Origin of the sequence: Hoeflea sp. EC-HK425, from assembly GCF_902498795.1 — a bacterium.
In the GTDB taxonomy this organism is placed as follows: domain Bacteria; phylum Pseudomonadota; class Alphaproteobacteria; order Rhizobiales; family Rhizobiaceae; genus Hoeflea; species Hoeflea alexandrii.
Genome location: NZ_LR701572.1, coordinates 1,739,103 through 1,765,048, shown reverse-complemented (window position 1 = coordinate 1,765,048; position 25,946 = coordinate 1,739,103). Strand labels below are relative to the sequence as shown.

Sequence of the window (25,946 nt, the reverse complement as noted above, 5' to 3'; positions counted from 1 at the left end):
TCACGCCCTGCGGAGGTTCAACCGGAAACAGGAGTAAAAGGCATGGCATTGCCGGAATTTTCCATGCGCCAGCTGCTTGAAGCAGGCGTGCACTTCGGACACCAGACTCACCGCTGGAACCCGAAAATGAAGCCGTACATCTTCGGCGCTCGCAACAATCTTCACATCCTCGACCTCGGCCAGACCGTTCCGATGCTCAATCAGGCATTGAAGCTGGTCTCCGACACCGTGTCCAAGGGCGGCCGCGTGCTGTTCGTCGGCACCAAGCGTCAGGCTGCCGAGATCGTTGCCGATGCTGCATCGCGTTCGGCCCAGTACTACGTCAACGCCCGCTGGCTCGGCGGCATGCTGACCAACTGGAAGACCATCTCTCATTCGATCCAGCGTCTGCGCAAGCTCGACGAGATCCTTTCGGCTGAAGCTTCGGGCTTCACCAAGAAGGAACGCCTCAACCTCGAGCGCGAGCGTGAAAAGCTCAACCGCGCACTCGGCGGTATCCGCGACATGGGCGGCACGCCCGACCTGATGTTCGTCATCGACACCAACAAGGAAGGCATTGCCATCCAGGAAGCCAAGCGTCTTGGCATTCCGGTCGTCGCGATCATCGATTCCAACTGCGATCCCGACGTCGTCGACTACCCGATCCCGGGCAACGACGACGCCAGCCGCGCGATTTCGCTCTACTGCGACCTGATCAGCCGCGCCTGCATCGACGGCATTGCCCGCCAGCAGGGTTCATCGGGCGTTGATCTGGGCGCGATGGATGCTCCTGTCGAGCCTGCGCTCGAAGAAGCAGCGCCGGCAGAAGCAGCCGCGGAAGCGCCTGCCCAGGCTTAAATCCGGGTTTCGGACACAACCGGCCCGGCCGAGCCATCGCGCTTTGCCGGGCTGTCACATTTCAATGGCATGTTGATGTGCCGATTGGCGAACCCAGGTCCGAAGCCGTTGCTGCGGCAGGCCCGGGCGCCCCAAGAATGAAGAGGCTGTTATGAGCATTACCGCTGCAATGGTGAAAGAGCTGCGCGACAAGACCGGCGCCGGCATGATGGACTGCAAGAAGGCCCTCGGTGAAACCGACGGCAACATGGAAGCTGCAATCGACTGGCTGCGCGCCAAGGGCATTGCCAAGGCCGACAAGAAGTCCGGCCGCACCGCTGCCGAAGGCCTGATCGCTGTCGCTTCGGAAGGCAATTCGGCCGTTGTGGTTGAAGTCAACTCCGAAACCGATTTTGTTGCCCGCAATGACGGCTTCCAGGATCTGGCCCGCTCGATTGCGTCCGTTGCCCTGAGCACCGATGGTTCGGCCGAAGCCGTTTCCGCCGCAACCGTTGCATCCACCGGCAAGTCGGTCACCGACACCGTCAAGGATGCGATCGCCCATATTGGCGAGAACATGAACTTCCGCCGTTCGGCGAAGCTTTCCGTGGATGACGGCGTTGTTGCCACCTATGTCCACAACGCGGTTGCCGATGGCCTCGGCAAGCTCGGCGTCATCGTTGCCGTCAAGTCGACCGGCAACAAGGATGCGCTCAACGAGATCGGCCGTCAGGTGGCCATGCACATCGCAGCGACCAACCCGCTTGCGCTGACCTCCGATGATGTCGATGCGACCGTTGCCGATCGCGAGCGCAACGTGTTCATCGAACAGGCCCGCGAATCGGGCAAGCCGGAAAACATCATCGAGAAGATGGTCGAAGGCCGCATGCGCAAGTTCTACGAGGAAGTAGCTCTTCTTTCGCAGGCATTTGTCATGAATCCCGATCTGACCGTCGGAGAAGCCGTCAAGGCGGCTGCGGAGCAGGCCGGTGCGCCGGTTGAAATTGCCGCGTTCGTGCGCTTCCAGCTCGGTGAAGGCATCGAGAAGGAAGAGAGCGACTTCGCAGCGGAAGTGGCCGCTGCCGCAAAGGGCTGACTTCTGGCAGCTTTAGAGCGTATTGCCAAAAAAAGCGGAAGGGCATCGCGTGACAACGCGGTGCCCTTCGTGTATCCGGGCCTGACACATAAAATCCGGATCAATTCATGTCTCCAGCACCCCTGTTCAAGCGCGTTCTCCTCAAAGCCTCAGGCGAAGCCCTCATGGGCGAACAGGGGTTCGGTATCGATGTCGCGGTCGTTGACCGGATTGCAGGCGACATCGCCGAGGTTCGCGCAATGGGGATCGAAGTCGGCGTCGTGGTCGGCGGCGGCAACATTTTCCGCGGTGTGGCCGTAGCCTCAAAGGGCGGCGACCGCGTCACCGGCGACCACATGGGCATGCTGGCAACCGTCATCAATGCGCTGGCGCTGGCCACGTCGCTTCGCAAGCTCGGCATCGACACCGAAGTTCTCTCGGCCATCTCCATGCCGGAGATCTGCCAGAGCTTTTCCCAGCGCGCCGCGCTGCATCATCTCGAAAAGGGCAGGGTGGTGATCTTTGCCGGCGGCACCGGCAATCCCTTCTTCACCACCGATTCCGCCGCGGCGCTGCGTGCGGCCGAAATGGGCGCCGAGGCGATCCTCAAGGGTACCCAGGTGGATGGCATCTACTCGGCCGATCCGAAGAAATTCCCGGACGCCACCCGGTTTGAAAACATCACCCATGACGAGGTGCTCAACAAGGGGCTTGCCGTCATGGATGTCGCAGCGGTTGCGCTGGCACGTGAGAATTCCATTCCGATCGTTGTCTTTTCAATCCATGAAAAGGGCGCATTTGCAAAGATCATGGTCGGCGAAGGCCGGGCAACCATCGTTCGTGATCACTAACCACGGCAAGCGTTACAGGCGCGCCGTGAGCAACATTTGGGTTATCTGCAGGAAGGACTGGGGATGAGTGAAGGCGTCGACTTGAAAGAACTCAAACGTCGCATGGAAGGCGCGATTGCCGCCTTCAAGAGCGATATTGCATCCTTGCGTACCGGCCGGGCTTCGGCAAACGTGCTCGACCCGGTGATGGTCGAGGCCTATGGAAGCCGTGTGCCGCTCAATCAGGTCGCCAACGTGACCGTGCCCGAGCCTCGCATGCTCGGCGTCTCGGTCTGGGACAAGCAGATGGTCGGCGCTGTGGACCGCGGCATCCGCGAAGCCAATCTGGGTCTCAACCCGATCGTCGATGGCCAGAACCTGCGCATTCCGCTGCCCGAGCTCAACGAAGAGCGCCGCAAGCAGCTGGTCAAGGTGTCGCACACCTATGCCGAAAACGCCCGCGTCGCCATTCGCAACGTGCGCCGCGACGGCATGGACACGCTGAAAAAGGCAGAGAAGGACGGCGACATCAGTCAGGATGACAGCCGCCGCGAATCCGATCAGGTTCAGAAGATGACCGACGAGACGATTGCCGAAATCGATCACTTGCTGGTCGAAAAGGAAAAGGAAATCATGCAGGTTTAGGCGCGACTCGCGCTACAGGTCGGGAAATGACAACAGCAATGCGCTCCGAAACACCCATCAACGTACCGCAGCACGTTGCCATCATCATGGATGGCAATGGCCGCTGGGCCAATGCGCGCGGGCTGCCGCGGACCGCAGGGCATCGGGCGGGTGTGGAGCGGGTGCGCGAGGCGGTGCGCACTGCTGCCGAGGCAGACATCAAGTATCTGACGCTGTTCGCCTTCTCTTCGGAGAACTGGAACAGGCCGAAGCAGGAAGTCTCCGACCTGATGGGGTTGCTGCGGTTCTTCATCCGCAGGGATCTGGCCGAGCTGCATCGTGAAAATGTCCGTGTCCGGGTTATCGGCTGCAGGCAATCGATCCAGCCCGATATCAAGGCGCTTCTCGTCGAAGCCGAGGAACGCACCCGTGAAAACACCGGCATTAGCCTCGTCATCGCCTTCAACTATGGCGCCCGCGACGAAATGGTGCGTGCGGTTCGCGAGATCGCCGAGGCGGTCAAGTCCGGTGACATGGATCCGGCCTCGATCACGGAAAAGACTGTCGCCGGCCATATCGACACCGCCGGGATACCCGATCCGGATCTGGTGATCCGCACCAGCGGCGAACAACGACTTTCCAATTTCCTGCTATGGCAGGCGGCCTATGCGGAATTCGTTTTCATGCCCTGCCTCTGGCCGGATTTCGATCGGGCTGCGTTTCACGAGGCGCTAAACGAATTTGGCCGGCGGGACCGGCGTTACGGCGCGGTGGCGGCCCCTGAACTCGCGGTCGGTTCCTGATGTCGCGGGAATTGAGGCTGCGCATCGTCTCGGGAGTGATCCTGGGCATTCTGGTGCTGGCAGCCACCTGGGCCGGCGGCATCTGGTTCAGAAGTCTGTCTGTCCTGATCATGGTGCTGGTGCACTACGAGTTTTCCACGATCACCAATGCGCCGGTCAAGGCGCCGCTTGCCAACGCGATCGGCTGGTTGTCGGTTCTGGCCACCGCCGGCTTCATTCTCACATCCCTGCCATCCATGGCTCTCGCCGCGATCATCATCGGTGCCGCTGGCGCGGTGCTCGCGGGCGTGATTCGTGGAGCGGGCCTTTGGTCGGCAACAGCCGTTCTCTATGCCGGATTTTCCGGGCTTGCCCTCGCGGAAATTCGCGGCGAGGGTCATTTCGGCCTGTTTGCCATGCTCTTCCTGTTTGCCATTGTCTGGTCGACCGACATATTGGCCTATTTCTGCGGCCGTGCCCTGGGTGGCCCGAAGCTCGCGCCGCGCATATCGCCCGGCAAGACGTGGTCGGGAGCCGTGTTCGGCGCAGCCGCGGGTGTTGGTGCGGGTGTCGGCGTGGCGTTGATCGTGCGCCAGGGCGGCGGATTGATGATCCCGCTCATCGCCCTGATCCTGGCGGTGGCGTCCGAAATCGGCGATCTGTTTGAATCCTGGGTCAAGCGGCGCTTCGGCGCCAAGGATTCCAGTCAGCTCATCCCGGGCCATGGCGGCGTCATGGACCGTGTCGACGGTCTTGTCTTTGCCGCATTTGCAGCCTTCTTGCTTGGCAACCTTCTGCCGCTGGCCGATCATGCCGGCGTTGCAGACGAGCTTGCGGCAAGGTTGCTTGGTCTATAATCGCCCCAAGCGGCGGACATGACCGTTCTGAACGAAATGGATAGCGGCAAGGCTGCGTCCCGAAAGGATCCGATCCAATGGAATTTCTGACCTCGTCGGCTGGAAACATCCTCAGCGCCTTGCCGCCGTTTCTGCTTGTCTTGACCATCGTGGTCTTCTTTCACGAGCTCGGCCACTATCTGGTTGGTCGGTGGTGCGGCATCAAGGCGGAAGTCTTTTCCGTCGGCTTCGGCCCGGAACTGATCGGCCGCACCGACAGGCACGGCACGCGATGGAAGCTGTCGCTGATTCCGCTTGGTGGCTACGTCAAGTTTCTCGGCGATGAGAATGCGGCAAGCCAGCCGACCGGCGCGGGCGCCAGCGGTTTGAGCGAGGCGGAACGGGCTGCATCGTTCCCCGCTGCATCCCTGTGGCGCCGTGCGGCCACCGTGGCAGCCGGACCAGTTGCGAATTTCATCCTTGCGATAGCCATCTTTGCCGTGATGTTCAGCATCAATGGCCGCATGATCGCCGATCCCGTGGTTGCCCGGGTCCAGCCGGCGAGTGCCGCCGAGGCCGCGGGTATCCTGCCGGGAGATGTTTTTGTCGCCATTGACGGTGTCGAGGTTGAGATCTTCGACGATGTGCAGCGTTACGTCACTGCGCGCCCCGAGGTGCCGATGACCATCAGCCTGGAACGCGGTGGTGCCATCGTTGATGTCACACTGACACCGGCCAGAACGGAAATCACTGACAATTTCGGCAACAAGATGGAAGTTGGTCGCATCGGGGTGATCACCAGCGACGATGCGGGCAATTTCCGGGTCCGCGAATACGGTCCTCTGGAAGCGGTCGGTGAAGGCGTGGCCCAGAGCTGGTACATCGTCACCCGAACGGTGGACTATATCGGCAACATCATCACCGGACGCGAGAAGGCCGATCAGCTCGGCGGACCGATCCGGGTGGCCAAATATTCCAAGGATATGTCGACCATCGGAATCGGCGCGCTGATCCAGCTCGCAGCGGTTCTATCCGTGTCCATCGGTTTGCTCAATCTGATGCCCATTCCCATGCTGGATGGTGGGCATCTCGTTTTCTACGCCATCGAGGCTGTCCGCGGACGCCCTCCGGGTGAGGTCGCCCAGGAGTGGGCCTACCGCTTCGGCTTGTCTGTCGTGCTGGCGCTGATGTTGTTTGCGACATGGAACGATGTATCCATGCTGATCGGTTGAAATTGAGGGGCAGGCCGTGCTAACGATCTGTTTACCTTGATATTGGGTAGACGTGGCGATTTGGCCACGTCTGCAAAGGAAGTAAATAGAAATTAACTCCGTCCCTTGCTTGTATGGGAAAAGCGGGTAAAACGGGCACCAGTCATGACTCACGAAGTGTGTCGCCGTTTGGGGCATCCGAGTAAAAAAAGGTAATAAGATCAATGAAGGCCGGTTCAAACCTTTTGAACGCTGTATCAGCCGTTGCGCTGACAGCGGGGATCGTTGTGACAGGCGCGGGCGCAGTGACGCTTGCCGGAGTTACGGTAGCAGAAGCTGCGGTTGTCAATCGCATTGATGTGCGGGGAAATTCCCGCGTTGACGCATCGACGGTGCGCGGCAATCTGACGATTTCGCCCGGTGCCAGCTTCAACAACAACGATATCGATGAATCGGTCAAACGCCTCTTTGCCACCGGCCTGTTTTCCGACGTTCAGATCAATGTCTCCGGCTCGACACTGGTTGTGACCGTCGCGGAAAACCAGATCATCAACCAGGTGGTCTTCAACGGCAACAAGAAGCTCAAGGACTCTGCGCTCAAGAATGTCGTGCAGAGCCGCCAGCTTGGCGCCTACAACGATCTTATTCTTCAGGCCGACGTGCAGTCGATCCGCGATGCCTATTCGGCTATCGGACGCAGCGACGCCACCGTGACCACACGTCTGGTTCCGGTCGATGGCGGCCGCGTCAACATTGCCTTCGAAATCAATGAGGGCGACCGCACAAAGATCTCCTCGATCAATTTCGTCGGCAACCAGGCCTTCGGTGACGGGCGCCTTTCGGACGTCATCACCACCAAGAAGTCCGGCCTGCTGTCGTTCCTGAACCGCAAGGACGTTTATGACGAAGACAAGCTGCGCGCCGACGAGGAATTGCTGCGCCGGTTCTACTACAACCGAGGCTATGCCGATTTCCGCGTGATCTCGTCGTTCGCCGAGTTGGATGAAACCAACAACGAGTATGTTGTCACCATCACGGTGGAAGAGGGTGAGCGCTATGTCTTCGGCGATGTCAGCGTCGAAAGCACCGTTCCGGGAATCGACGCTGAGTCTCTCAATCGTCTGATCGAGACCCGCAGCGGTTCGGTCTACAGCGCCAAGGATGTTGAAGACACCATCATGGCGATTTCCGACCGGGTGGCGACGCAGGGCTATCCCTTCGCTCAGATCACGCCGCGCGGCGATCGCGACTTCAACAACCGCACCATTTCCGTCGTCTACCTGGTTGACGAGGGCACCCGCGCCTATGTCGAGCGCATCGAGATCCGCGGCAACACCCGGACCCGTGACTACGTCATTCGCCGCGAGTTCGACCTGTCCGAAGGTGATGCCTTCAACCAGGTGCTGGTGCGTCGCGCCAAGAAGCGTCTTGAGGATCTCAAGTTCTTCTCCTCGGTGGATATCTCGACACAACCCGGATCGCAGCCGGACCGCGTCGTTCTGATCGTTGATGTGAAGGACCAGGCAACCGGTGAATTCGGCGTCGGTGGCGGATACTCGAACACCGATGGCTTCACAGCCTCGGTCGACATCACCGAGCGCAACTTCCTCGGCCGCGGTCAATTCATCCGCGCCTCTGTGGGCGGTGGCGTTGATACCCGCGAGTACACGCTCTCGTTCACCGAGCCTTACTTCCTCGGATACCGTCTTGCTGCCGGCTTCGACCTCTTCAAGAATTCCGACGCCAGCTACACCGGTTTCACCGAGGAATCCCAGGGGATCAATCTGCGTCTTGGCGCGCCGATCACTGAAAACCTCTATCTGACGACGGCGTTCAAATACACCCAGACCAAGTACACCGGTGTAACAACCGTCGCCTCGGCTCCGGAACTCGCGGCAATCAATCGCACGATTGCCAGTGGCAGCCATGATGTTGGCGTGCTGTCCTACAGCCTGTCCTACAACACGCTCGACGACAATATCCTGCCGCGGGAAGGCATTTCCGCAAAGTTCACGCAGGAATATGCAGGTCTCGGCTTCGATTCGGAGTACCTCAAGACCACCGCCAAGGCCAGCTACTTCCACATGCTGTCCGAATCCGCCGATGTGATCGGTCAGGTTTCCGTGGGCGGCGGCTATCTTGCCGCCACGGGCAATAGCCTGAGCGTCTTCGATCATATCTTCATTGGCCAGGAGACAATCCGTGGTTTCGACACGCGGGGCATTGGTCCGCGTGTCTTTAACGGTACCACCGATGTCGGTGCAGCCGGCGGCACCACCTATTTCAACGGCACGCTCGAGGTTTCGGCTCCGTTGCCGGCGGTTTCGCGTGATTTCGGTCTTCGCTTCAATGTCTTTGCCGATGCCGCAACGCTTTACGGCAACAGCATCAGCGCCGCTGATTTCGGGACCCAGACCCTGGTCGGTTCGGGCATGGACTGGCGCGCTTCGATTGGCGCCGGCATCATGTGGGCCTCGCCGTTTGGTCCGCTGCGCGTTTATTACGCCGAACCCGTCGTCAAGAAGAGCTATGACGACGTCAAGAAGTTCGGTTTCGGCGCCTCGACGCGCTTCTGATTTGGCGCGGGTGGCCCTGTGCCACCCGCCGCTCTTTCCACCCGGTCACTTTATGGACATTCATCGCTTCTTTCCTCCGCATGAAGGCATTTCGCTTTCGGACCTGTCGGGTCTTTGCGGAGCGGAGCTTGCTGACCCGTCCCAGGTCGATCGGAAGGTCACCGGTATCGGCTCTCTGAGCCAGGCCGGCGAAGGCGAAGTCACCTTCGCAGTTTCCGCCAAGAACCTGCCCGATCTGGCCAAGTGCCGCGCTGCGGCGGTCTTCGTGACCGAAAAGATGGCGGAACACGTTCCGTCGGATGTTGCAGCGCTCATTGTCGCCGCGCCCCAATCAGCCTTCGCCCGGGCCGCTGCCATTCTGGTTCCGGACGCTCTCAAGCCGCTCAGGTTCACGTCGGACATAGGCATCTCCGGTGCGGCAACAATCGATCCTTCCGCAAGGCTGGAGGACGGCGTCGTAGTAGAGGCCAATGCCGTCATCGCCGCGGGCGTGGAAATCGGCGCCGGTTCGGTCATCGCCGCAGGCGCCGCCATCGGTCCGGGAACACGCATTGGCCGGGATTGCCACATCGGGCATGCGGCCACGGTTCAGCATGCGCTGCTGGGCAACAATGTTGTCATCCACCCGGGCGCTCGGATAGGACAGGACGGCTTCGGCTATGTTCCGGGGCCGAGGGGACTTGAGAAGGTCCCGCAGATCGGTCGGGTGATCATTCAGGATCATGTTGAGATCGGGTCGGGTACCACTATCGACCGCGGCGCACTGGATGACACGGTGATCGGCGAAGGCACCAAGATCGACAATCTTGTCCAGATTGCGCACAATGTGCGGATAGGTCGCCACTGCGTGATCGTTGCTCAGGTTGGGATCGCCGGAAGTGCCACGCTCGGAAACGGCGTGATGATAGGCGGAGCGGCCGGCATCAACGGTCATGTTACCATAGGCGACGGTGCCCAGATCGCGGCTTTGAGCGGCGTTGCGGGTGACGTCCCGCCGGGAGTTCGCTGGGGTGGGCAGCCCGCGCGGCCCATGCGAGGGTTCCTTCAGGATGCGGCTGCAGCAAATGCGCGCGCGTTCGGCAAGAAAGAGAGAAAACGGGGCGGAGAGGACTGATGACGGAAACCGCGACAAACACACTTGAGTCTGCTGATATCCGGGAGATCATGAAGCTTCTGCCGCATCGCTATCCGTTCCTTCTGGTTGACCGGATAGAAGCGATAGACGGTGACAATTCCGCCGTCGGCATCAAGAATGTCACTGCCAGTGAGCCGCATTTTACCGGCCACTTTCCCGGCAACCCTATCATGCCGGGTGTTCTGATCATCGAAGGTATGGCGCAGACGGCCGGCGCCATCTGCGCCAAGGCCACCGGGGGCGGCAACAACATCGTCTATTTCATGACGATTGATAACGCCAAGTTCCGCAAGCCGGTTGTTCCCGGTGACCGGCTCGAGTATCACGTCACAAAAATCAAGCAGCGCGGCAACATCTGGCGGTTCCATTGCGAAGCCACGGTTGATGGCGCCAAAGCCGCCGAGGCGGACATCGGAGCCATGCTGGCTCCCGGAGAAAGCGAGTCCTGATGACATCCCCTGCGCCTGCTGCCCTTCACGCGGCCCGCATACACCCTACCGCACTCGTCGAGGATGGGGCGCAACTTGGCATCAATGTTGAGGTCGGGCCGTTCTGCCATGTCGGGCCCCAGGTTCAACTCGGCGACAACGTCCGGCTGATGAGCCATGTTGTCATCCAGGGCTGCACCACGATCGGCGAGGGAACCGTGGTTTTTCCCAATGCCGTTCTAGGCTGCGCACCGCAGAATATCCACTACAAGGGTGAGGATACCGAGCTGATCATCGGCAGATCCTGCACGATCCGCGAAGGCGTCACCATGCATCCGGGAATGCCGGATTTTGGCGGAAAGACCACGGTTGGTGATCATTCCATCTTCCTGGCCTATTCCCACGTCGCTCATGACTGCCATGTGGGCAGCAATGTCATCCTGTCCAACAATGTCATGCTGGCCGGTCACGTAACCATCGGTGATCGCGTGATCATGGGCGGTGGCGCGGCTGTGCATCAGTTTGTCCGTATCGGTCATCACGCCTTCATCGGCGGATTGGCGGCGGTCAACAATGATGTCATTCCCTATGGCATGCTCAACGGCAATCCCGGCATCCTGATGGGCCTCAACATCATCGGTATGCAGCGCTCCGGCTTCAGCAAGTCCGACATCCATGAGGTCCGGCGCGCCTTCAAGGCGATCTTCAATCCGACCACGCCGATCCGCGAGAACATTGCCCGTGTTCGCGAGCAGACCGACAACAATGCGGCCGTCGTCGATATCATCGCCTTCATCGATGCTGAAAGCGAACGCGCGCTGTCATCGCCGGCCCGGGGTCAGCGGGGCTGAAGCCGGTGAGTGCTGCACCCGGCGCACAAGAGATTATCGGACGTCTCGCAATTCTGGCCGGAAAGGGCAGTTTCCCGCGTCTGGTAGCGCATGCAGCACGAAAGCTCGGCCATGATCCCTTTGTATTCAGGATCACCGGAGAGGCGGATCAGGACTGGTCCGGTTTCGACAGCAGCGAGCTCAGCATCGCCGATCTCGCTTCCTTTGCCGCCATGGTGCGCCGTCAGAAGATAGGTTCTGTCGTGCTTGCAGGCGGCATCAGGCGGCGCCCGCGGCTCCGCGAGGTCCGTCCCACGTTGCGCTCGCTGTTTGCCTTCGCCTCGTCGCTGGGGCTGCTCGCCTCGGGCGGCGATGACAAGATCCTCAGGCTGGCCATTGCCGTGCTCGAAAACGAGGGCGTTCGGGTTCTTGGCGCGCAGCAGGTGGCACCCAATCTGCTCGGGCAGGCGGGTCCGTTGGGCAGCAAGATACCCTCTGCCGCCGACAGGCGGGATATAGAGGCGGCGTCCGGTGCCGCCCTGGCATTGGGACGCCTCGATATCGGTCAGGGCGCGGTTGCCGTCGGCGGTCGGGTGATTGCTCTTGAAGGCCTGGAGGGGACAGACGCCATGCTGGCAAGAGTTGCCGACCTGCGCCAGGGCGGAAGGCTGTCGTCTCCCGGCGGAGTTCTGGTCAAGCTGTGCAAGCCTGGACAGGACGAGCGCGCCGATCTTCCTTCGGTCGGGCCCGATACCGTGACCAACGCCCATGCGGCAGGCCTCTCGGGCATTGCCATCGAGGCGGGCCGAGCTCTGGTTCTCGAGCGCGAGCAGCTGGTGGAGGTGGCTGATCGGCTGGGCCTGTTCGTGACCGGCATCGAGCCGGGCCAAGGCGGGGGCAAGCAATGACGGCGTTGAAATTGGCAGTCATTGCGGGCGAACCTTCCGGCGATATTCTCGGCGCGGACCTTGTCCGCCAGATTGCCATTCAGAGCGGCGAACGGCCCGAACTGGTTGGCGTCGGTGGTGAGCAACTGACTGCCGAGGGGCTGAACTCGCTCTTCGACTTCACCGAATTGTCCATCATCGGATTTTCCGAAGTGTTGGCCCGCTTGCCCAGACTGGTCATGCGCATACGCCAGGCCGCCGATGCCATCATTGCGGCAAGGCCCGATTGCCTGATCATCATCGACAGTCCGGATTTCAGCCACCGCGTCGCCCGCAAGGTTCGCAAGGCGTTGCCTGCCACCAGGATCATCAATTATGTCTGTCCGACCGTCTGGGCCTGGAAACCCGAGCGGGCGGCGGCAATGACGGCGTATGTCGATCATGTGCTCTCCATCTTTCCCTTCGAACCGGAAATCGTGGCACGGCTCGGCGGACCGCCGCTGACCTATGTCGGCCACCGGTTGATGGAGGATCCGGGTCTGGCCGCGGCATTCTCGGCCCAGATGGCCCGCAAGCCGGCAAGGTCTGCCCAGGCACCGCTCACCTGCCTGCTGCTGCCCGGGTCTCGGCAAAGCGAGGTCAGGCGGCTTGCACCGGTGTTCGGGGAGGCGGCCCGGGTTCTCGCCGGGATCAACCCGCAAATCCGCTTCGTGCTTCCAGCCGGTGCCCATGTAGAGCGGCAGATCCGAGATGAGATTCTCGGCTGGGATGTCGGTTGCAGGATTGTTACCGGTGAAGCCGCCAAATGGCAGGCTTTCGGCGAGGCCGACGTCGCCATGGCCGCTTCCGGAACGGTCTTGCTTGAACTGGCACTGGCGGGGGTGCCGCACATGTCCTGCTACAAGCTCGATCCGATCGCCAGGGTGCTGTTCAACATGATCACCACCTGGACAGGCGCCTTGCCCAACATGATCGCCGACCGCGTTGTCATTCCCGAGTATTATGACAAGCAGGTGCGCCCGGAGCGCCTGGCACGCCAGGCAAACCAGTTGGCCACGGACACATTGCACCGGGCCGCCGTGCTGTCTGATTTCGAGCTGATCCGCTCGCGGATGGAAGTCGGTGTGCCTGCATCGGAGCTTGCGGCCCGGACCGTGCTTTCGGTGCTCGCGGGCAACTGAACGCCCACTACGGGCGCATCCGGGCAACCGGTCTCCGACACTGCCGTATCGGCGAACCCGAAGGATGATCCGGCCCGGCGCCTGTTCCCTCATGGTCCAGAATTGGCAACACCGCATTTCATATCGGACTCGAAGATTGCCCCTGAAACCAAGAAAGCGCCCGAAGGCGCTTTCTCATCAGTCTGTCGGTCAGGCGCAGAACTCAGCGCTTGGACACAGGCACGTAATCGCGGGCCGGTTCACCGATATAGAGCTGGCGCGGACGTCCGATGCGCTGGCCCGGATCCTCGATCATTTCGCTCCACTGGGCAATCCAGCCGACGGTCCGCGCAAGCGCGAACAGAACCGTGAACATGGTGGTCGGGAAGCCGAGCGCCTTCAGCGTGATGCCCGAGTAGAAGTCGATGTTCGGGTAGAGCTTCTTCTCGATGAAGTAGCTGTCGGTCAGCGCGATCCGCTCGAGCTCCATTGCCACTTCGAGAAGCGGATCGTCCTTGATGCCCAGTTCGCCCAGCACTTCGTGCGTGGTCTTCTGCATGATCTTGGCGCGCGGATCGTAGTTCTTGTAGACCCGGTGACCAAAACCCATCAGGCGGAACGGATCGTTCTTGTCCTTGGCCCGGTTGACGAATTCGGGGATCTTGTCGACGCTGCCGATCTCCGAAAGCATGTTGAGTGCCGCTTCGTTGGCGCCGCCATGAGCCGGGCCCCAGAGGCAGGCAATGCCCGCTGCAATGCAGGCGAACGGGTTGGCGCCCGAGGAGCCTGCCAGGCGAACGGTCGAGGTCGAGGCGTTCTGTTCGTGGTCGGCGTGCAGGATGAAGATCCTGTCCATCGCCCGCGACAGCACCGGGTTGACCTCATACTCCTCGCAAGGCACCGCAAAGCACATGCGCAGGAAGTTGGAAGCGTAGTCGAGATCGTTCTTCGGATACACGAAAGGCTGGCCGATATGGTATTTGTAGGCCATCGCGGCAAGTGTCGGCATCTTTGCGATCATCCGCATCGAGGCGACCATGCGCTGATGCGGGTCGGTGATGTCGGTCGAGTCGTGGTAGAACGCCGACAGGGCGCCGACGCAGCCGCACATGACGGCCATCGGGTGGGCATCACGGCGGAAACCGGTGAAGAACCGGCTCATCTGCTCGTGCACCATGGTGTGGCGGGTCACGCGATAATCGAAATCTGCCTTCTGTGTCGCTGTCGGCAGTTCACCGTAAAGAAGCAGATAGCAGACCTCAAGGAAGTCGCCGTGCTCGGCAAGCTGGTCGATCGGGTAGCCCCGGTGCAGCAAAATGCCTTCATCTCCGTCGATAAAGGTGATCTTGGATTCGCAAGACGCCGTGGATGTGAAACCGGGGTCATAGGTAAAGGCGCCGGTATTCTTGTAAAGCGTGCCGATGTCGACGACGTCGGGGCCGATTGTGCCGGTTTTGATCGGCAGGTCGACCTCTTTACCGTCCATAGTGATTTTTGCGTTGTTGTCTGCCATGGCATGTCCTTCCACAAATGCAGGCGTTCGGCGCGTGGCCGACGTCTTGGATGACCGTCACGCGTCTAGCTATATGATTTGCTGCACCGTGCCAAGCTATGCACATGGCTAATTGTCGGGCTGCGAGCGGATATGCAAAGGCCCGCAAACGTTCGCTTTAGAAAATGATAACACTTTGGAATTGTGTAACAAACGCCATGGAGTTGGCGCATGACGATGAACGGTGACGAGTTGCGGTGCGGTAACCGTCATTGCAATTCAGGGTAGCGTTTCTGCTCGTTTCGGTGGTAGACTCGCACGCTTCAGGCGAGGCGTGCATGATGCAGGCAGAACGCGAGGTCACAGAACACGAAAAGGTCGGTGCGCGCGCCGTTGCCACGCCGGCACTTCCGCTTGACGATGCCGGCACCTTGCCGGTCGCGTGGCGTGATACCCGGCGTCTGAGTGATGTCGCCGCCGCCCGCCCGGCGCCCGGCATCGCAACCCGCCTCGGTCGTGCTTTCCAGTCGGCAGCATCTGTGGAAACAGACCGGGGGCTGGCTTTCCTGTTTCTTCCCGTGGCCATGGGCGCAGGGGCGGGGCTCTACTACATGGCGCCCACCGATCCTCCCTTGTTGCTTTTGGCGGCCGGATTGATGGCTGCCTTGCTGGCGGGTGTATTTACCCGCTTGCGCCACATTGGGGTAGCGCGAACGGCCGGATTTGCAGCCGCCCTGATTTCGGGTTCGCTGGCCGCGGCTTTCGAGGCGCACAATGGTGTCATCCTGCTCGATTCCGACGTGACCACCTCGGTTACGGGCCTGGTCGAGGCCCGTGAGTTCGATCCCGACGGCAGGGTGCGCTACCTGATACGCCTCAAGAACACGGCTGATCCTCAGATCCGGCGGCCTCCGGACCGGGTGCGGCTTTCGGCAAGACGCCCGCATCAGCCGGCGCCGGTCGGTTCCCAGATCAGTGGCCGGGCGAGGTTGACTGCCCCCTCGGGCCCGGTCATGCCGGGCGGTTATGATTTTGCCTTCCGCTCCTTTGCCGATGGTATTGGTGCGCAAGGCTATTTCTACCGTGCACCGGCTTACAACGTCGAGCCACAGGATGGACGCGGCCTTGTGCAGGTCTGGAAAGACGGCTTGCGCACGGCCAGGGAGGACATTGCCGCCCGGATACGCCTGGTACTGCCGGGGGATCCGGGTGGCATTGCAGCGGCGCTCACGGTCTCCGACCGGCGCGGCATCAGTCGGGAAACTGTCGATGTGCTTCGCGCCACGGGTCTTGCCCACATTCTCGCGATTTCCGGGCTGCACATGGCTCTGGCTGCCGGCATACTCTACATCGGGGTCAGGAAAGCCCTGGCGGTGTTTCCGGCCCTGGTGGAGGCATTGCCGGTCAAGAAAATTGCGGCGATCGGTGCGCTGATGACCGCCACGGCCTATCTGATGATATCGGGCGGCAGCGTCTCGACGCAGCGGGCCTGGGTGATGCTAACCGTGATGCTTGTGGCCGTATTGGCCGACCGGCCGGCGCTGACGATGCGCAATGTCGCGCTTGCGGCAATCGTGATCATCCTGATCTCACCCTCCGCAGTCGTTGGCCCGGGCTTCCAGATGTCGTTTGCCGCAACCGCGGCGCTGATATCCGCCTATGCCGCCATTGCCCGTCGGCCCCGTAACACCGCCGCCCGCGAGGTGGCTCAGGCCAGGCGGCCGGGACTGCGCAGCCTGCCGGGTCTTGTCGCAAAGGCAATGCTTGGCCTTGCCATCACATCGCTGGTCGCGGGTCTCGCCACCGGTCTGTTCTCCGCACATCATTTTCACCGGGTGGCGGGCAACGGATTGCTTGCCAATCTTCTGGCGATGCCATTGGTGACATTCATTGTCATGCCTGCCGGGCTTCTTGCCATGCTCGTGATGCCGTTCGGTTTGGAGGCCTGGCCGCTCAAGCTGATGGGGCAGGGGCTCGAAGCTGTGATTGCGGCAGCCAACTTCGTCAATGATCTTGGTGGCGATGTCAGTGTCGGGCAGATCCCGGTCGAGGCCACGCTGATTGCGGGAACAGGCTTTGTGCTGCTGGTGTTTCTGACAAGCTGGCTGCGTCTCTTCGGGCTGGCCCTGATCTGCCTCGGTCTCACATTGGTGATGCCGCCATTCAGGCAGGCTGAACCGGATCTGCTGGTCAGCGAGGATGGCAGACTTGTCGGGCTGAAAACCGGGGGTAGCCTTGCCAGCAATGCAGCCAGGCCATCGGCCTTCATCTTTCGCCAGTGGCAGACTGCGCTCCGGGGGATGCCACATTTGCCACCGCTACCTGCCGAAACCGTCAAAAAATCCACGTCGGATGAACCGGCCCCGGATATCCTTGACCGGCTGCTTGCGTCGGCGGTTCGCGAACCTTCCCGGTTTCACTGCGCCGGCCGCGGCCTCTGTGCCGCAGTCCACAAGCAGCTTGCCATCATCGCCATCGATAAAGCGGACTTGATCGGCGCCGCCTGTGACCGGGCCGATCTGGTGATCGTGGCTGTTCCCGTCTATCTCGGCAGCTGCCGGTCGGGCGCCACACTGATCACGTCGCGAACACTGCGCCGCTCCGGGGCGCTGGCAATAATACTCGAGGAGCCACCCCGGTCATTTCTGTCGCAAAGCGGTCCGAACCCCGATCCGGAAACCAGGCAGAACATTCAAATCAGGGCGGCCCTGCAGGGCATCACTCGACCGTGGACGATCCAGCGTTACTATGATTGGCGCACGGACACGTTCGATTTGCCAAATTGACCACACTGCCAGCGATCATTTCGCCCATACATTCATCAGGGGATGCAATACACGGCACGGTGTCTCAAGCGACCATTCAAGGACTGCGGGCAGAGATCATACTTCCGGCACTGTGAAGGCTACGCGCTTCAGTGATAGCGCCGGATAAGGCCGACCAGCTTGCCTTGCACCTTCACCCGGTCGGGCCCGAAGATTCGGGTTTCATAGGCCGGGTTCGCCGCCTCGAGCGCGATCGATGCACCTTTGCGCCGGAAGCGCTTCAGTGTTGCTTCCTCGTCATCGACCAGCGCCACGATGATGTCGCCCGGATTGGCGGTCGACATGTTGCGGATCACCACGGTGTCACCGTCAAAGATCCCGGCATCGATCATTGAATCGCCCTTTACCTCGAGCGCGTAATGGTCTCCGGGGCCGATCATCTCGGCAGGAACGGTGATGTTGTGGGTAATGTTCTGGATCGCCGAAATCGGCACGCCTGCTGCGATGCGGCCCATCATTGGCACTTCCGCCACGTGCGAAGCCTCGTCATTGGCAGGTTCCGCCCGTCGTGCCGGCTCTGGCTGTTTGCCCAGACTGCCTTCGATCACGCTCGGAGAAAATCCGCGGCGTGGCTGCAGGTTGGCCTGGTAGCTGTCGGGAAGCTTGATCACCTCAAGCGCACGGGCGCGGTTTGGAAGCCGCCGAATGAAACCGCGCTCTTCCAGCGCCGTTATCAGACGGTGGATGCCGGACTTCGATGCCAGGTCGAGCGCATCCTTCATTTCGTCAAACGATGGCGGAATGCCGCTTTCCTTCATGCGTTCATTGATGAAGAGCAGAAGTTCGTGCTGTTTGCGCGTCAACATTGGCATTTTACCCCGGGGTCCGGCCCGATTGCCGGAATGAAACAAAACCAGAACTTGGGTACCATGTTCCATATGTGTTCCGCAAGGGGTAAAGAAACAATGAAGGAACATTGGCGGCGCGAACCATAAACGGGTGCGGAACATGGCCGTTGAAAGCTCACGGGCACTGATCTTCTGCCTAAATCATTGAAATGTTTATGTATTGTGCCTGTAGGCAAGGCGCGGGTGGCTTGTCCGGTCCGGGGCGAACAGGAAATGCCTGGTCCGATGTGGGTTGTTTGGAACACAGGATAAGCCGAATCACTGGGCGAGGGTCCATCCACCTGCCTGCCACTCGGTTAAGATGCTCTGTTCAAAGGCTGATGCGGACCGGCAGGTCGAAGTCATTGTCCTGCTTGACCGCTTCCGCTGCGGCGAAGAGTGCTTTCTTGTACTCCGTAAAATTCTTCTTGAACCGGTCGGTGACGCCGCCCAGTGCCAGCGCCACTGGCTGTCCTTGCAGTTCGGCCGGAAGCCTCAGTGCCAGGGTGGAGCCGCCTTCAAGCGGCATGTTCTCCGCATAGGCAAAGCCGTTCTCGTGGATCTCCTTGATCCGCGCCAGTATTGTCTTGGTGTCTGTGCGCTCGTTCGGGTTCTGCGTGGCGATGTTGGCCCGCCGGACGATGTTGTCGATCTTGTCCTCGGGCAGCGTGGAGAGCAGGATCCATCCCGCAGCCGAGAGCGTGATCGGCCGCATGAAGCCTTCGTCGATGTGAAAGCGCAGCGCGTGAATGGACTCCTTCGTCCGGGTATATTGCAGGTAGATGTCGTTCTTGGTTCCCAGGAACACGCCTTCGCCGGTCGCCGCATGCAGGTCGTTGAGCGCATCGATCATCTGTCCGGAGCCGAACATGACGCGCGGAATCCAGTCCCCCAGAGCGGTAAGCTTCGGGGTGGGAAAGTAGTCGCGCGTGCTTCTGTCGAAATTCAGATAGCCGAGGTTGACCAGCGTCTTGAGCATCACGGTGGTGCTTGATTGCGGGTAGCCGAGATCGCTCGCCATCTGCGACATCGAACGCGGTTGCTGCGCCAGCTTGAAGTATTCGAGGATCTCGATGGCGCGTGTCGCTGATTTGACCTGCGGATTCGCCATGGCCCGTTAACCTCCCAAATTCACATCTGTGAAATTCTGCCCCACATAAGAATATTTCTACTGGAACTGGCGGAAACATGCCAGTTTCTTTTCCAAGGAAGACGCCGGGTTGAAGCGCGGCAGGAGGAGGCGACCAGGGTTGCCTTTCGCGCTGGAGGCCGGTCTCTGTTGGAGGAAATCGGATGCACTTTCGGAACATCTCGCTATGAGCGGCAGGCTCGAGGGGCGCGTCGCGCTCATCGTCGGCGGTGGTCAGGGCATCGGCCGTGCGATCTGTGAAGCCTATGCCCGCGAGGGGGCTGCAGTCGGTGTCGTCGACATCCGCCAGGATACTGCCGAGCAGGCAGCAGAGGCACTTCGCGCATCCGGCGGCAAGGCCATCGCTATCACCGGCAACGCGGCAAAACGCGACGAGGTCTTTGCCGCCGCCGAGGCTGCGCGCGAGGCTTTCGGGCCGGTAACGGTGCTGGTCAACAACGCCATGTGGAACCGTTACGGCCCGCTCGAGGAGCAATCCGAAGAGACCATCGGCAGGATGATCGACGTCGGTTTCAAGGGCGTGATCTGGGGCTATCAGGCTGTGCTCGAGCAGATGCGCGGAGCGGGCGGCGGGGCGATCGTCAATATCGCGTCCCCCTCGGCGGTTCTCGCGATGAAGCATGGCATCATGTACAGCGCGATCAAGGCCGCCGTCGCTGCGGCCACGCGCAGCGCGGCTGCCGAATTCGGTGCCGACAATATCCGGGTCAATGCGATTGCCCCGGGGTCAACCCGCACAGACGGTGCAATGCGGGTGGTGAGCGAGGAGGCCTGGGAGCGCCGTCGCCAGCGGGTGCCGCTGGGGAGGCTGGGCGAGCCCGAGGATATCGCGCGCGCCGCCGTTTATCTGGCGTCTGATGAGTCATCCTACGTGACAGGCGACATGATGTTTGTCGACGGGGGAATTACCTACGCGTTTTCGTAGCCGGCAGGGAGCCGGCGCATGTGGCGCGCGATCAAATCTGGACAGAAATTCAACGGGAGGAAACCATGACTACATTAAGGAAAACCACTGGCCTTGCCGGCATGCTGATGCTGACCACGGCTCTAGTCGCATCGCCTGCGAGCGCGGAAATCTCGGACAACGTCGTCCGTATCGGCGTGATGGCCGACCAGTCCGGCCCCTATGCCGACAACTGCGGCCCCGGCTCGGTGCTGATGGTCAAGATGGCCGTCGAGGACTTCGGCGGCTCGGTCAACGGATCGCCGATCGAGGTCGTGGTCGCCGACGACCAGAACAAGCCCGATATTGGTGTCGCACAGGCGCTCAAGTGGGTGGACGAGGAAGGCGTCGACACGATCGTCGGCTGTTCCGCGTCGTCGATCGCCCATGCCGTCAACGACATCATGCGTGACAAGCAGAAGCCCTACATCGTTTCGGGCAGCGCATCCACTGCGGTAACCAATGAATCCTGCTCGCCGATGACCACCAACTGGGCCTTCGACACCTATACCTTGGCCAAGGGTGCGGTTGCCGCGCAGATGGCGCGGGGCATGGACAGCTGGTACTTCATCACCGTCGACTACACCTTCGGCAAGACGTGGCAGGAAGACGCCACCCGCTTCATCGAGGCCGCCGGCGGAAAGGTCGTCGGCTCGACGCTGCATCCGCTCGGCACCAACGACTTCTCGTCGCAGCTGCTGCAGGCTCAGGCCAGCGGCGCGAAGGCCATCGGCATCGCCAATGCCGGCGCCGATCTCGGAAACCTGATCAAGCAGGCCAACGAATTCGGTATCGTGGCCGCCGGGCAGAACCTCGCTCCGCTCGGCGTGCTGATCAACAACATCCACGCCATCGGCCTGGAGCCGACCAAGGGCATGGTGTTTTCGAGCGCTGCCTACTGGGATCGCGATGATGAAAGCCGCGCCCTGGCGCAGCGCTTCAGCGACGCCTTCAACGGACGCAAGCCCAACGAAGCGCAGCTGGTCACCTATTCCGCAGTCACCCATTATCTGAAGTCCATCGCTGCGGCTGGTGCCGATGATGGCGTCTCGGTGATGACATCGATGCGCGAAATGCCGGTCAGTGACGCCATCGTCAAGGATGCGAAGATCCGCGGTGACGGCGTGGTCATGAAGCCGATGCTGGCATCCAAGGTGAAGGCGCCTTCGGAATCGAAGGGCGAATGGGACTACTACGAAATCATCGGCGAAATCGCCGCTGAGGACGCGTGGCGGTCCGAAGCCGACAGCGCCTGCGCGCTTCTCAAGAAGTAGGCGGACCTGAACCAGCGCGGCCGGACCTTTGCTCCGGCCGCGCCTGTTCCCGAATGCATTCCAGGGCCCGACATGACCAAAGTAGCCAGAAACGTAACCGCCCGGCGCGTCTCCCCGACCGCTGACATGCTCGGCGAAAGCCCGGTCTGGGATCCGCAGAATGCGACGCTCTACTGGGTGGATGGCGTCTCGCGCCTGATCAGAATGCATGACACGCTGGCCGGAACCTTCCGCCAGATCGAGGTCCCCGCGATGATCGGCTCCATCGGCCTGGCCCAGGACGGCAAGCTGGTTGCTGGTCTTGTGGACGGTATCTATCTCGTCGACATCGCCAGCGGAGAATGTGCGCCGCTATACAAGTTGCCGCGGCCAAGCGACCGCATCCGCTTCAATGACGGCAAGGTCGACCGCCAGGGCCGCTTCCTCTGCGGCTCGATGGGCGTGTACGCCGAAGCCAGCGGCGAGCTGATCCGCGTCGACAGCACCGGCAAGGCGGATGTGCTGGCCAATGGTATCCGCATCGCCAATTCGCTCTGTTTCAGCCCTGACGGGGCGACGATGTATTTTTCCGACAGTCTCGACCGCAAGGTCCGGGCCTATGCCTACGACAAGGAAGAGGGGGCGCTCGACCGACCCCGGATCCATGTCGATACCGCCGAGTTTGATTCCGGACCAGATGGCGCCACGGTCGACAGCGAAGGCTGCATCTGGGTAGCGCTGGTTCAGGCGGGAAAGATCGGCCGCTTCACGCCCGATGGCAAGCTCGACTGCCTGATCGAGGCGCCGACCGACATGCCGACCTGCATGAGTTTCGGCGGACCCGACCTGACAACGCTCTACCTCACCTCGATCAAGGATTCCGGATCGGGACGCGCCATTTCCCGCCATCCGCACGGTGGCGCGCTTTACGCGCTTGAAGGGCTCGGCGTCAAAGGCCTGCCGGAACCTCGTTTCGGACAACCGCAGGATCTGACGCAATGAGTGACGCATTCTCCAGCCTGCTGGCGCCGCTGAGCGTTGCCCTTGTCGGCGCGTCCGATGATCCGACACGGATCGGCGGCCGGCCGTTGCGTTACCTCAGGGAGTCCGGTTTCAAGGGTCAAGTGCTGCCGGTAAATCCGAAGCGCGAAACCGTGCAGGGACTGCCCGCCTATTCCAGCATCGCGGCACTTCCGGCAATCCCCGACACTGCCATTCTCGCCGTGCCTTCGCACCTCACCCGACAGGCGGTGGAGGAGTGCGCGCAAGCCGGGGTGAAATCGGCGATCGTCTTTTCCGCAGGCTTTGCCGAAACCGGCACCGACGGCGCGCGGCTTCAGGCCGACATGGTCGCCATTGCCAGAAGCAGCGGCATGCGGCTCCTGGGGCCGAACTGCCTGGGCGTCTTCAACCCGTCGGTCGGCTATTTCGGCACGTTCTCCGTGGTGCTCGACAATCAGCTGATTGCGCCCGGTCCGGTGGGCATCGTCTCCCAAAGCGGCGCCTACGGTGCGCATATTGCCCATCTTGCCCGCAAGCGCGGGCTCGGCATCAGCCAGTGGGTCACCACCGGCAATGAATGCGACATCGATGTTGCCGAAACGCTGGACTGGATGGTCCGGCAACCCGAAACCAACGTGATCATGGCCTATGCCGAGGGCGTGCGCGACCGCGACGCCTTCATCGGTGCGCTCGAACGGGCGCGCAAGGCGGAGAAGGCCATCATCTTCATGAAGACCGGCCGCTCGGACGTCGGCGCGGAGGCCGCGGCATCGCACACGGCTTCGCTTGCCGGCTCGGATGCGGTTTTCGACGCGGTGCTGCGCCAATATGGCGTCTACCGGGCCAGCACCACCGCCGAGCAACTGGATGTCGCGTATGCCTGCGCGTCAGGCATCTATCCTCCCTCCAACCGCACCGGCATCTTCACCATGTCGGGCGGATTTGGCATCCAGTTGGCGGACGACGCCGAAGCGGCCGGTCTCGATGTGGCGCCCATGCCCGAGGCGGCGCAGGAAAAGCTGAAACAGATGCTGCCCTATTCGTCACCGCGCAACCCGGTAGATGCGACCGCGCAGGTGGTCAGCGACATGGACATGCTGACGAGCTATGTGCGCGCCATGATCACCGAAGGCGGCTACGACATCTTCACCGCCATCCTGGGCACCGGACCATCATCGAAAAACTTCGCCGATCCGCTGCGCAAGGCGCTGATGGCCGCGATGGACGGGCAGGAGGGCAAGATCCGCGGCCTGACCATGTCGGCGCCCGACGAGGTGGTGCGCCAGTACGAAAACGACGGCTTCCTGGTCTACGAGGACGGCTCGGCGCTCGCCGGTGCGCTCGGCGCGCTGGTCTGGCTCAAGCAGAGCTTCGACCTCAACCGGGATGCGGCCCGGGTTGCGCCGGGCGCACGGATCGATCTGCCTGATGGCCCGTTGAGCGAGGCGGATGCGAAGGCGATCCTCGCCCGGGCGGGGCTCGATTTCCCCGGCGAGCGGCTTGTGCCATTGGGTGAGGATGTGGGCGAGGCGGCGAGCCGGATCGGCTTTCCGGTGGTGCTCAAGATCTGCTCCCCGGATATCGCCCACAAGACCGAAGTCGGCGGCGTTGCCGTCAATCTGCGCGACGCCGATGCGGCCCGAAAGGCCGGGGCAGACATCCTTCAACGGGCCGCCGAACACGCGCCCGGCGCCAGGCTCGACGGCATCCTGGTGGCGCCGATGGCGCCCGAGGGCGTCGAGACGATCGCCGGCGTCATGCAGGATCCGGTGCTGGGTCCGGTGGTGATGTTTGGTCTCGGCGGCATTTTCGTCGAGGTGCTCAAGGACGTGACTTTCCGCGCGGCCCCCTTCGATGAAGCGGAAGCTATGCGGATGATCCGCGAGATCCGTGGGCACGCCATGCTCGAAGGGGTTCGCGGCGCCCCGCCATCCGATATCGAGGCGCTTGCGCGGATGCTCTCGAACCTGTCACGCTTCGCCGCGGCGCATGCCGACCGCATCGAGAGCATCGATCTCAATCCGGTCCGGGTGCTGCCGCGCGGACAGGGCGTTGTGCCTCTCGACGCGCTGATTGTTCTGAAAGAGGAGGCCACCGATGACCGCCACTGACATGGAAGCAAAAATCGTCGAACTGATGGACCGCGAAGCCATCCGCGATTGCCTGTATCTCTATTGCCGCGGCATCGACCGTGCCGACGAGGCCACGCTTCGCTCGGCCTACTGGCCCGACGCGATCGACAATCACGGCAGCTACAACGGCCCGATCGATGGTTTCGTCGAATGGGCAAGAGCGGTCTGGGCCAAGGGTCCGCGCAACATTCACGCCATTTCCAATGTCCTCATCGAGTTCAAGTCGGCGACGACGGCGCATGTGGAAAGCTATTTCTCGGCGCTGCAGCGCGGCGCCGGTGGCGATGGCGTGGTGCGCCAGTTTGCCTTGAGCGGCCGCTATTGCGACGTCTTCGAGAAACGTCAGGACGAGTGGCGCGTGCTCGAGCGCACGGTGGTTTTCGACTGGGTTGAGCCGCAGGCCGTTCCGGTGGACAGCGAGGCGGAGCGTTTCGGGCCAAGAACCCCGATCGGCGGCAATTACCCTGACGACCCGGTCTACCACATGGGCAAGGCCAAGGCTGGCTGATCAATCAGGCAACGGTCGTTAGCCCTCCGAACCCGCGCGATCTCGCTGCACGTTGGCGGTGTGGCGCAATTGAATGATACATTTCCAGGAGCATGGTTTGGATAACGTGCTGACAAACAGAGCTGAAACCGTTTCCACCGAGGCCTATCTGGCCGGCATGCGCGCGATCGTCCAGCCGGTCGGTCTGGTGACCGCCGCCTGCGGCGGAGAGCGCGACGGCGTGACGGCTGTCACCGTCTGTTCTGCGACGATGGAGCCGCCGACCCTTCTTGTCAGTATCAAGCAGGATTCGGCCGTGGCGCAGATCATCACCCGTTGCGAGGCCTTCGGCGTCAGTTTCCTCGCCGATACCCAGGCGCGCATGGCGCGCCGGTTTTCCGACGGCGGAGCCGAAGGCGAGATGCTCTTTGCAGAAGGCAAATGGCTCATCGCGGCCACCGGCGCACCGTTGCTCGACGGCGCGGTCAGCGCCTTTGATTGCCGCCTCGTCGATGTCGTTACCTGCGGCGGCCACAGCCTGTTTCTCGGCCGCGTGGTGTCGATGATTTCCAATGAGGGCGAGGGCCTTCTCTATGGCGACGGCTATTTCCGCCGCCTCGCGTCCAAGGACTGAACCGGTAGAGG

General features: G+C 61.6%; 23 protein-coding genes. 20 read left to right on the top strand and 3 right to left on the bottom strand.

Annotated features, from left to right (window positions below; translation table 11 throughout):
• Window positions 1-42: 42 nt before the first annotated feature.
• From rpsB to lpxB, 13 genes are all read left to right on the top strand, one after another.
• A complete protein-coding gene (gene rpsB / locus SPHINGO391_RS11135) occupies window positions 43-837 on the top strand; it encodes a 30S ribosomal protein S2 (RefSeq protein ID WP_152008894.1) in 795 nt (264 codons plus the stop codon).
• 151 nt (window positions 838-988) lie between these two features.
• Complete coding sequence (gene tsf, locus SPHINGO391_RS11130; protein WP_152008893.1) at window positions 989-1,912, top strand: translation elongation factor Ts; 924 nt, start codon at window positions 989-991, stop codon at window positions 1,910-1,912.
• 107 nt (window positions 1,913-2,019) lie between these two features.
• Window positions 2,020-2,742 carry a UMP kinase gene (gene pyrH, locus SPHINGO391_RS11125; protein ID WP_152008892.1) on the top strand — a complete coding sequence of 241 codons (723 nt, stop codon included), beginning with the start codon at window positions 2,020-2,022 and terminating at the stop codon, window positions 2,740-2,742.
• A gap of 63 nt (window positions 2,743-2,805) precedes the next feature.
• A complete protein-coding gene (frr, locus tag SPHINGO391_RS11120) occupies window positions 2,806-3,366 on the top strand; it encodes a ribosome recycling factor (RefSeq protein ID WP_152008891.1) in 561 nt (186 codons plus the stop codon).
• Between the two features lie 38 nt (window positions 3,367-3,404).
• Complete coding sequence (locus SPHINGO391_RS11115) at window positions 3,405-4,148, top strand: isoprenyl transferase (protein WP_152008890.1); 744 nt, start codon at window positions 3,405-3,407, stop codon at window positions 4,146-4,148.
• Window positions 4,148-4,984, top strand: a complete 837-nt coding sequence (locus SPHINGO391_RS11110) for a phosphatidate cytidylyltransferase (protein WP_152008889.1) — start codon at window positions 4,148-4,150, stop codon at window positions 4,982-4,984. Before SPHINGO391_RS11115 ends, SPHINGO391_RS11110 begins: the two co-directional genes overlap by 1 nt.
• A 77-nt stretch (window positions 4,985-5,061) precedes the next feature.
• A complete protein-coding gene (gene rseP / locus SPHINGO391_RS11105) occupies window positions 5,062-6,195 on the top strand; it encodes an RIP metalloprotease RseP (RefSeq protein WP_152008888.1) in 1,134 nt (377 codons plus the stop codon).
• Between the two features lie 203 nt (window positions 6,196-6,398).
• Window positions 6,399-8,750, top strand: a complete 2,352-nt coding sequence (gene bamA / locus SPHINGO391_RS11100; protein ID WP_152008887.1) for an outer membrane protein assembly factor BamA — start codon at window positions 6,399-6,401, stop codon at window positions 8,748-8,750.
• 52 nt (window positions 8,751-8,802) lie between these two features.
• Complete coding sequence (gene lpxD / locus SPHINGO391_RS11095) at window positions 8,803-9,864, top strand: UDP-3-O-(3-hydroxymyristoyl)glucosamine N-acyltransferase (protein WP_152008886.1); 1,062 nt, start codon at window positions 8,803-8,805, stop codon at window positions 9,862-9,864.
• Window positions 9,864-10,334 (top strand): 3-hydroxyacyl-ACP dehydratase FabZ, encoded by a 471-nt coding sequence (gene fabZ / locus SPHINGO391_RS11090; RefSeq protein WP_152008885.1) that lies wholly within the window; start codon window positions 9,864-9,866, stop codon window positions 10,332-10,334. The genes lpxD and fabZ overlap by 1 nt, the downstream gene beginning before the upstream one ends.
• Window positions 10,334-11,164, top strand: a complete 831-nt coding sequence (gene lpxA, locus SPHINGO391_RS11085) for an acyl-ACP--UDP-N-acetylglucosamine O-acyltransferase (RefSeq protein WP_152008884.1) — start codon at window positions 10,334-10,336, stop codon at window positions 11,162-11,164. Before fabZ ends, lpxA begins: the two co-directional genes overlap by 1 nt.
• A 5-nt stretch (window positions 11,165-11,169) precedes the next feature.
• Entirely contained in the window at window positions 11,170-12,051 is an 882-nt protein-coding gene (lpxI, locus tag SPHINGO391_RS11080) for a UDP-2,3-diacylglucosamine diphosphatase LpxI (protein ID WP_152008883.1), read from the top strand.
• Entirely contained in the window at window positions 12,048-13,211 is a 1,164-nt protein-coding gene (gene lpxB / locus SPHINGO391_RS11075) for a lipid-A-disaccharide synthase (protein ID WP_152008882.1), read from the top strand. The genes lpxI and lpxB overlap by 4 nt, the downstream gene beginning before the upstream one ends.
• Window positions 13,212-13,413: 202 nt before the next feature.
• On the opposite strand, the gene gltA is transcribed toward lpxB, so the two are convergent.
• The gene (gltA, locus tag SPHINGO391_RS11070) at window positions 13,414-14,703 is read right to left on the bottom strand and encodes a citrate synthase (protein ID WP_152008881.1); all 1,290 of its coding nucleotides are present in this window, start codon (window positions 14,701-14,703) and stop codon (window positions 13,414-13,416) included.
• A 317-nt stretch (window positions 14,704-15,020) separates the two neighbouring features.
• Here gltA and SPHINGO391_RS11065 point away from each other — a divergent pair, with 317 nt between their 5' ends.
• Window positions 15,021-17,468, top strand: coding sequence for a ComEC/Rec2 family competence protein (locus SPHINGO391_RS11065; protein WP_152008880.1), 2,448 nt, complete (start codon window positions 15,021-15,023; stop codon window positions 17,466-17,468).
• Between the two features lie 128 nt (window positions 17,469-17,596).
• On the opposite strand, the gene lexA is transcribed toward SPHINGO391_RS11065, so the two are convergent.
• A complete protein-coding gene (lexA, locus tag SPHINGO391_RS11060; protein WP_152008879.1) occupies window positions 17,597-18,313 on the bottom strand; it encodes a transcriptional repressor LexA in 717 nt (238 codons plus the stop codon).
• A gap of 352 nt (window positions 18,314-18,665) precedes the next feature.
• On the bottom strand, window positions 18,666-19,445 hold the full coding sequence (locus tag SPHINGO391_RS11055) for a helix-turn-helix domain-containing protein (protein WP_152008878.1): 780 nt from the start codon (window positions 19,443-19,445) through the stop codon (window positions 18,666-18,668).
• 205 nt (window positions 19,446-19,650) lie between these two features.
• On the opposite strand from SPHINGO391_RS11055, the gene SPHINGO391_RS11050 reads away from it, so the two are divergent.
• From SPHINGO391_RS11050 to SPHINGO391_RS11025, 6 genes are all read left to right on the top strand, one after another.
• Complete coding sequence (locus SPHINGO391_RS11050; RefSeq protein ID WP_152008877.1) at window positions 19,651-20,409, top strand: glucose 1-dehydrogenase; 759 nt, start codon at window positions 19,651-19,653, stop codon at window positions 20,407-20,409.
• A 65-nt stretch (window positions 20,410-20,474) separates the two neighbouring features.
• Window positions 20,475-21,701, top strand: coding sequence for an ABC transporter substrate-binding protein (locus SPHINGO391_RS11045; RefSeq protein WP_193217260.1), 1,227 nt, complete (start codon window positions 20,475-20,477; stop codon window positions 21,699-21,701).
• A gap of 72 nt (window positions 21,702-21,773) precedes the next feature.
• Window positions 21,774-22,682 (top strand): SMP-30/gluconolactonase/LRE family protein, encoded by a 909-nt coding sequence (locus SPHINGO391_RS11040; protein ID WP_210385782.1) that lies wholly within the window; start codon window positions 21,774-21,776, stop codon window positions 22,680-22,682.
• On the top strand, window positions 22,679-24,793 hold the full coding sequence (locus tag SPHINGO391_RS11035; protein ID WP_152008876.1) for an acetate--CoA ligase family protein: 2,115 nt from the start codon (window positions 22,679-22,681) through the stop codon (window positions 24,791-24,793). The genes SPHINGO391_RS11040 and SPHINGO391_RS11035 overlap by 4 nt, the downstream gene beginning before the upstream one ends.
• Window positions 24,780-25,322, top strand: coding sequence for a nuclear transport factor 2 family protein (locus tag SPHINGO391_RS11030; RefSeq protein ID WP_343200298.1), 543 nt, complete (start codon window positions 24,780-24,782; stop codon window positions 25,320-25,322). The genes SPHINGO391_RS11035 and SPHINGO391_RS11030 overlap by 14 nt, the downstream gene beginning before the upstream one ends.
• 106 nt (window positions 25,323-25,428) lie before the next feature.
• Window positions 25,429-25,935 (top strand): flavin reductase family protein, encoded by a 507-nt coding sequence (locus SPHINGO391_RS11025; protein ID WP_193217259.1) that lies wholly within the window; start codon window positions 25,429-25,431, stop codon window positions 25,933-25,935.
• Window positions 25,936-25,946 lie beyond the last annotated feature (11 nt).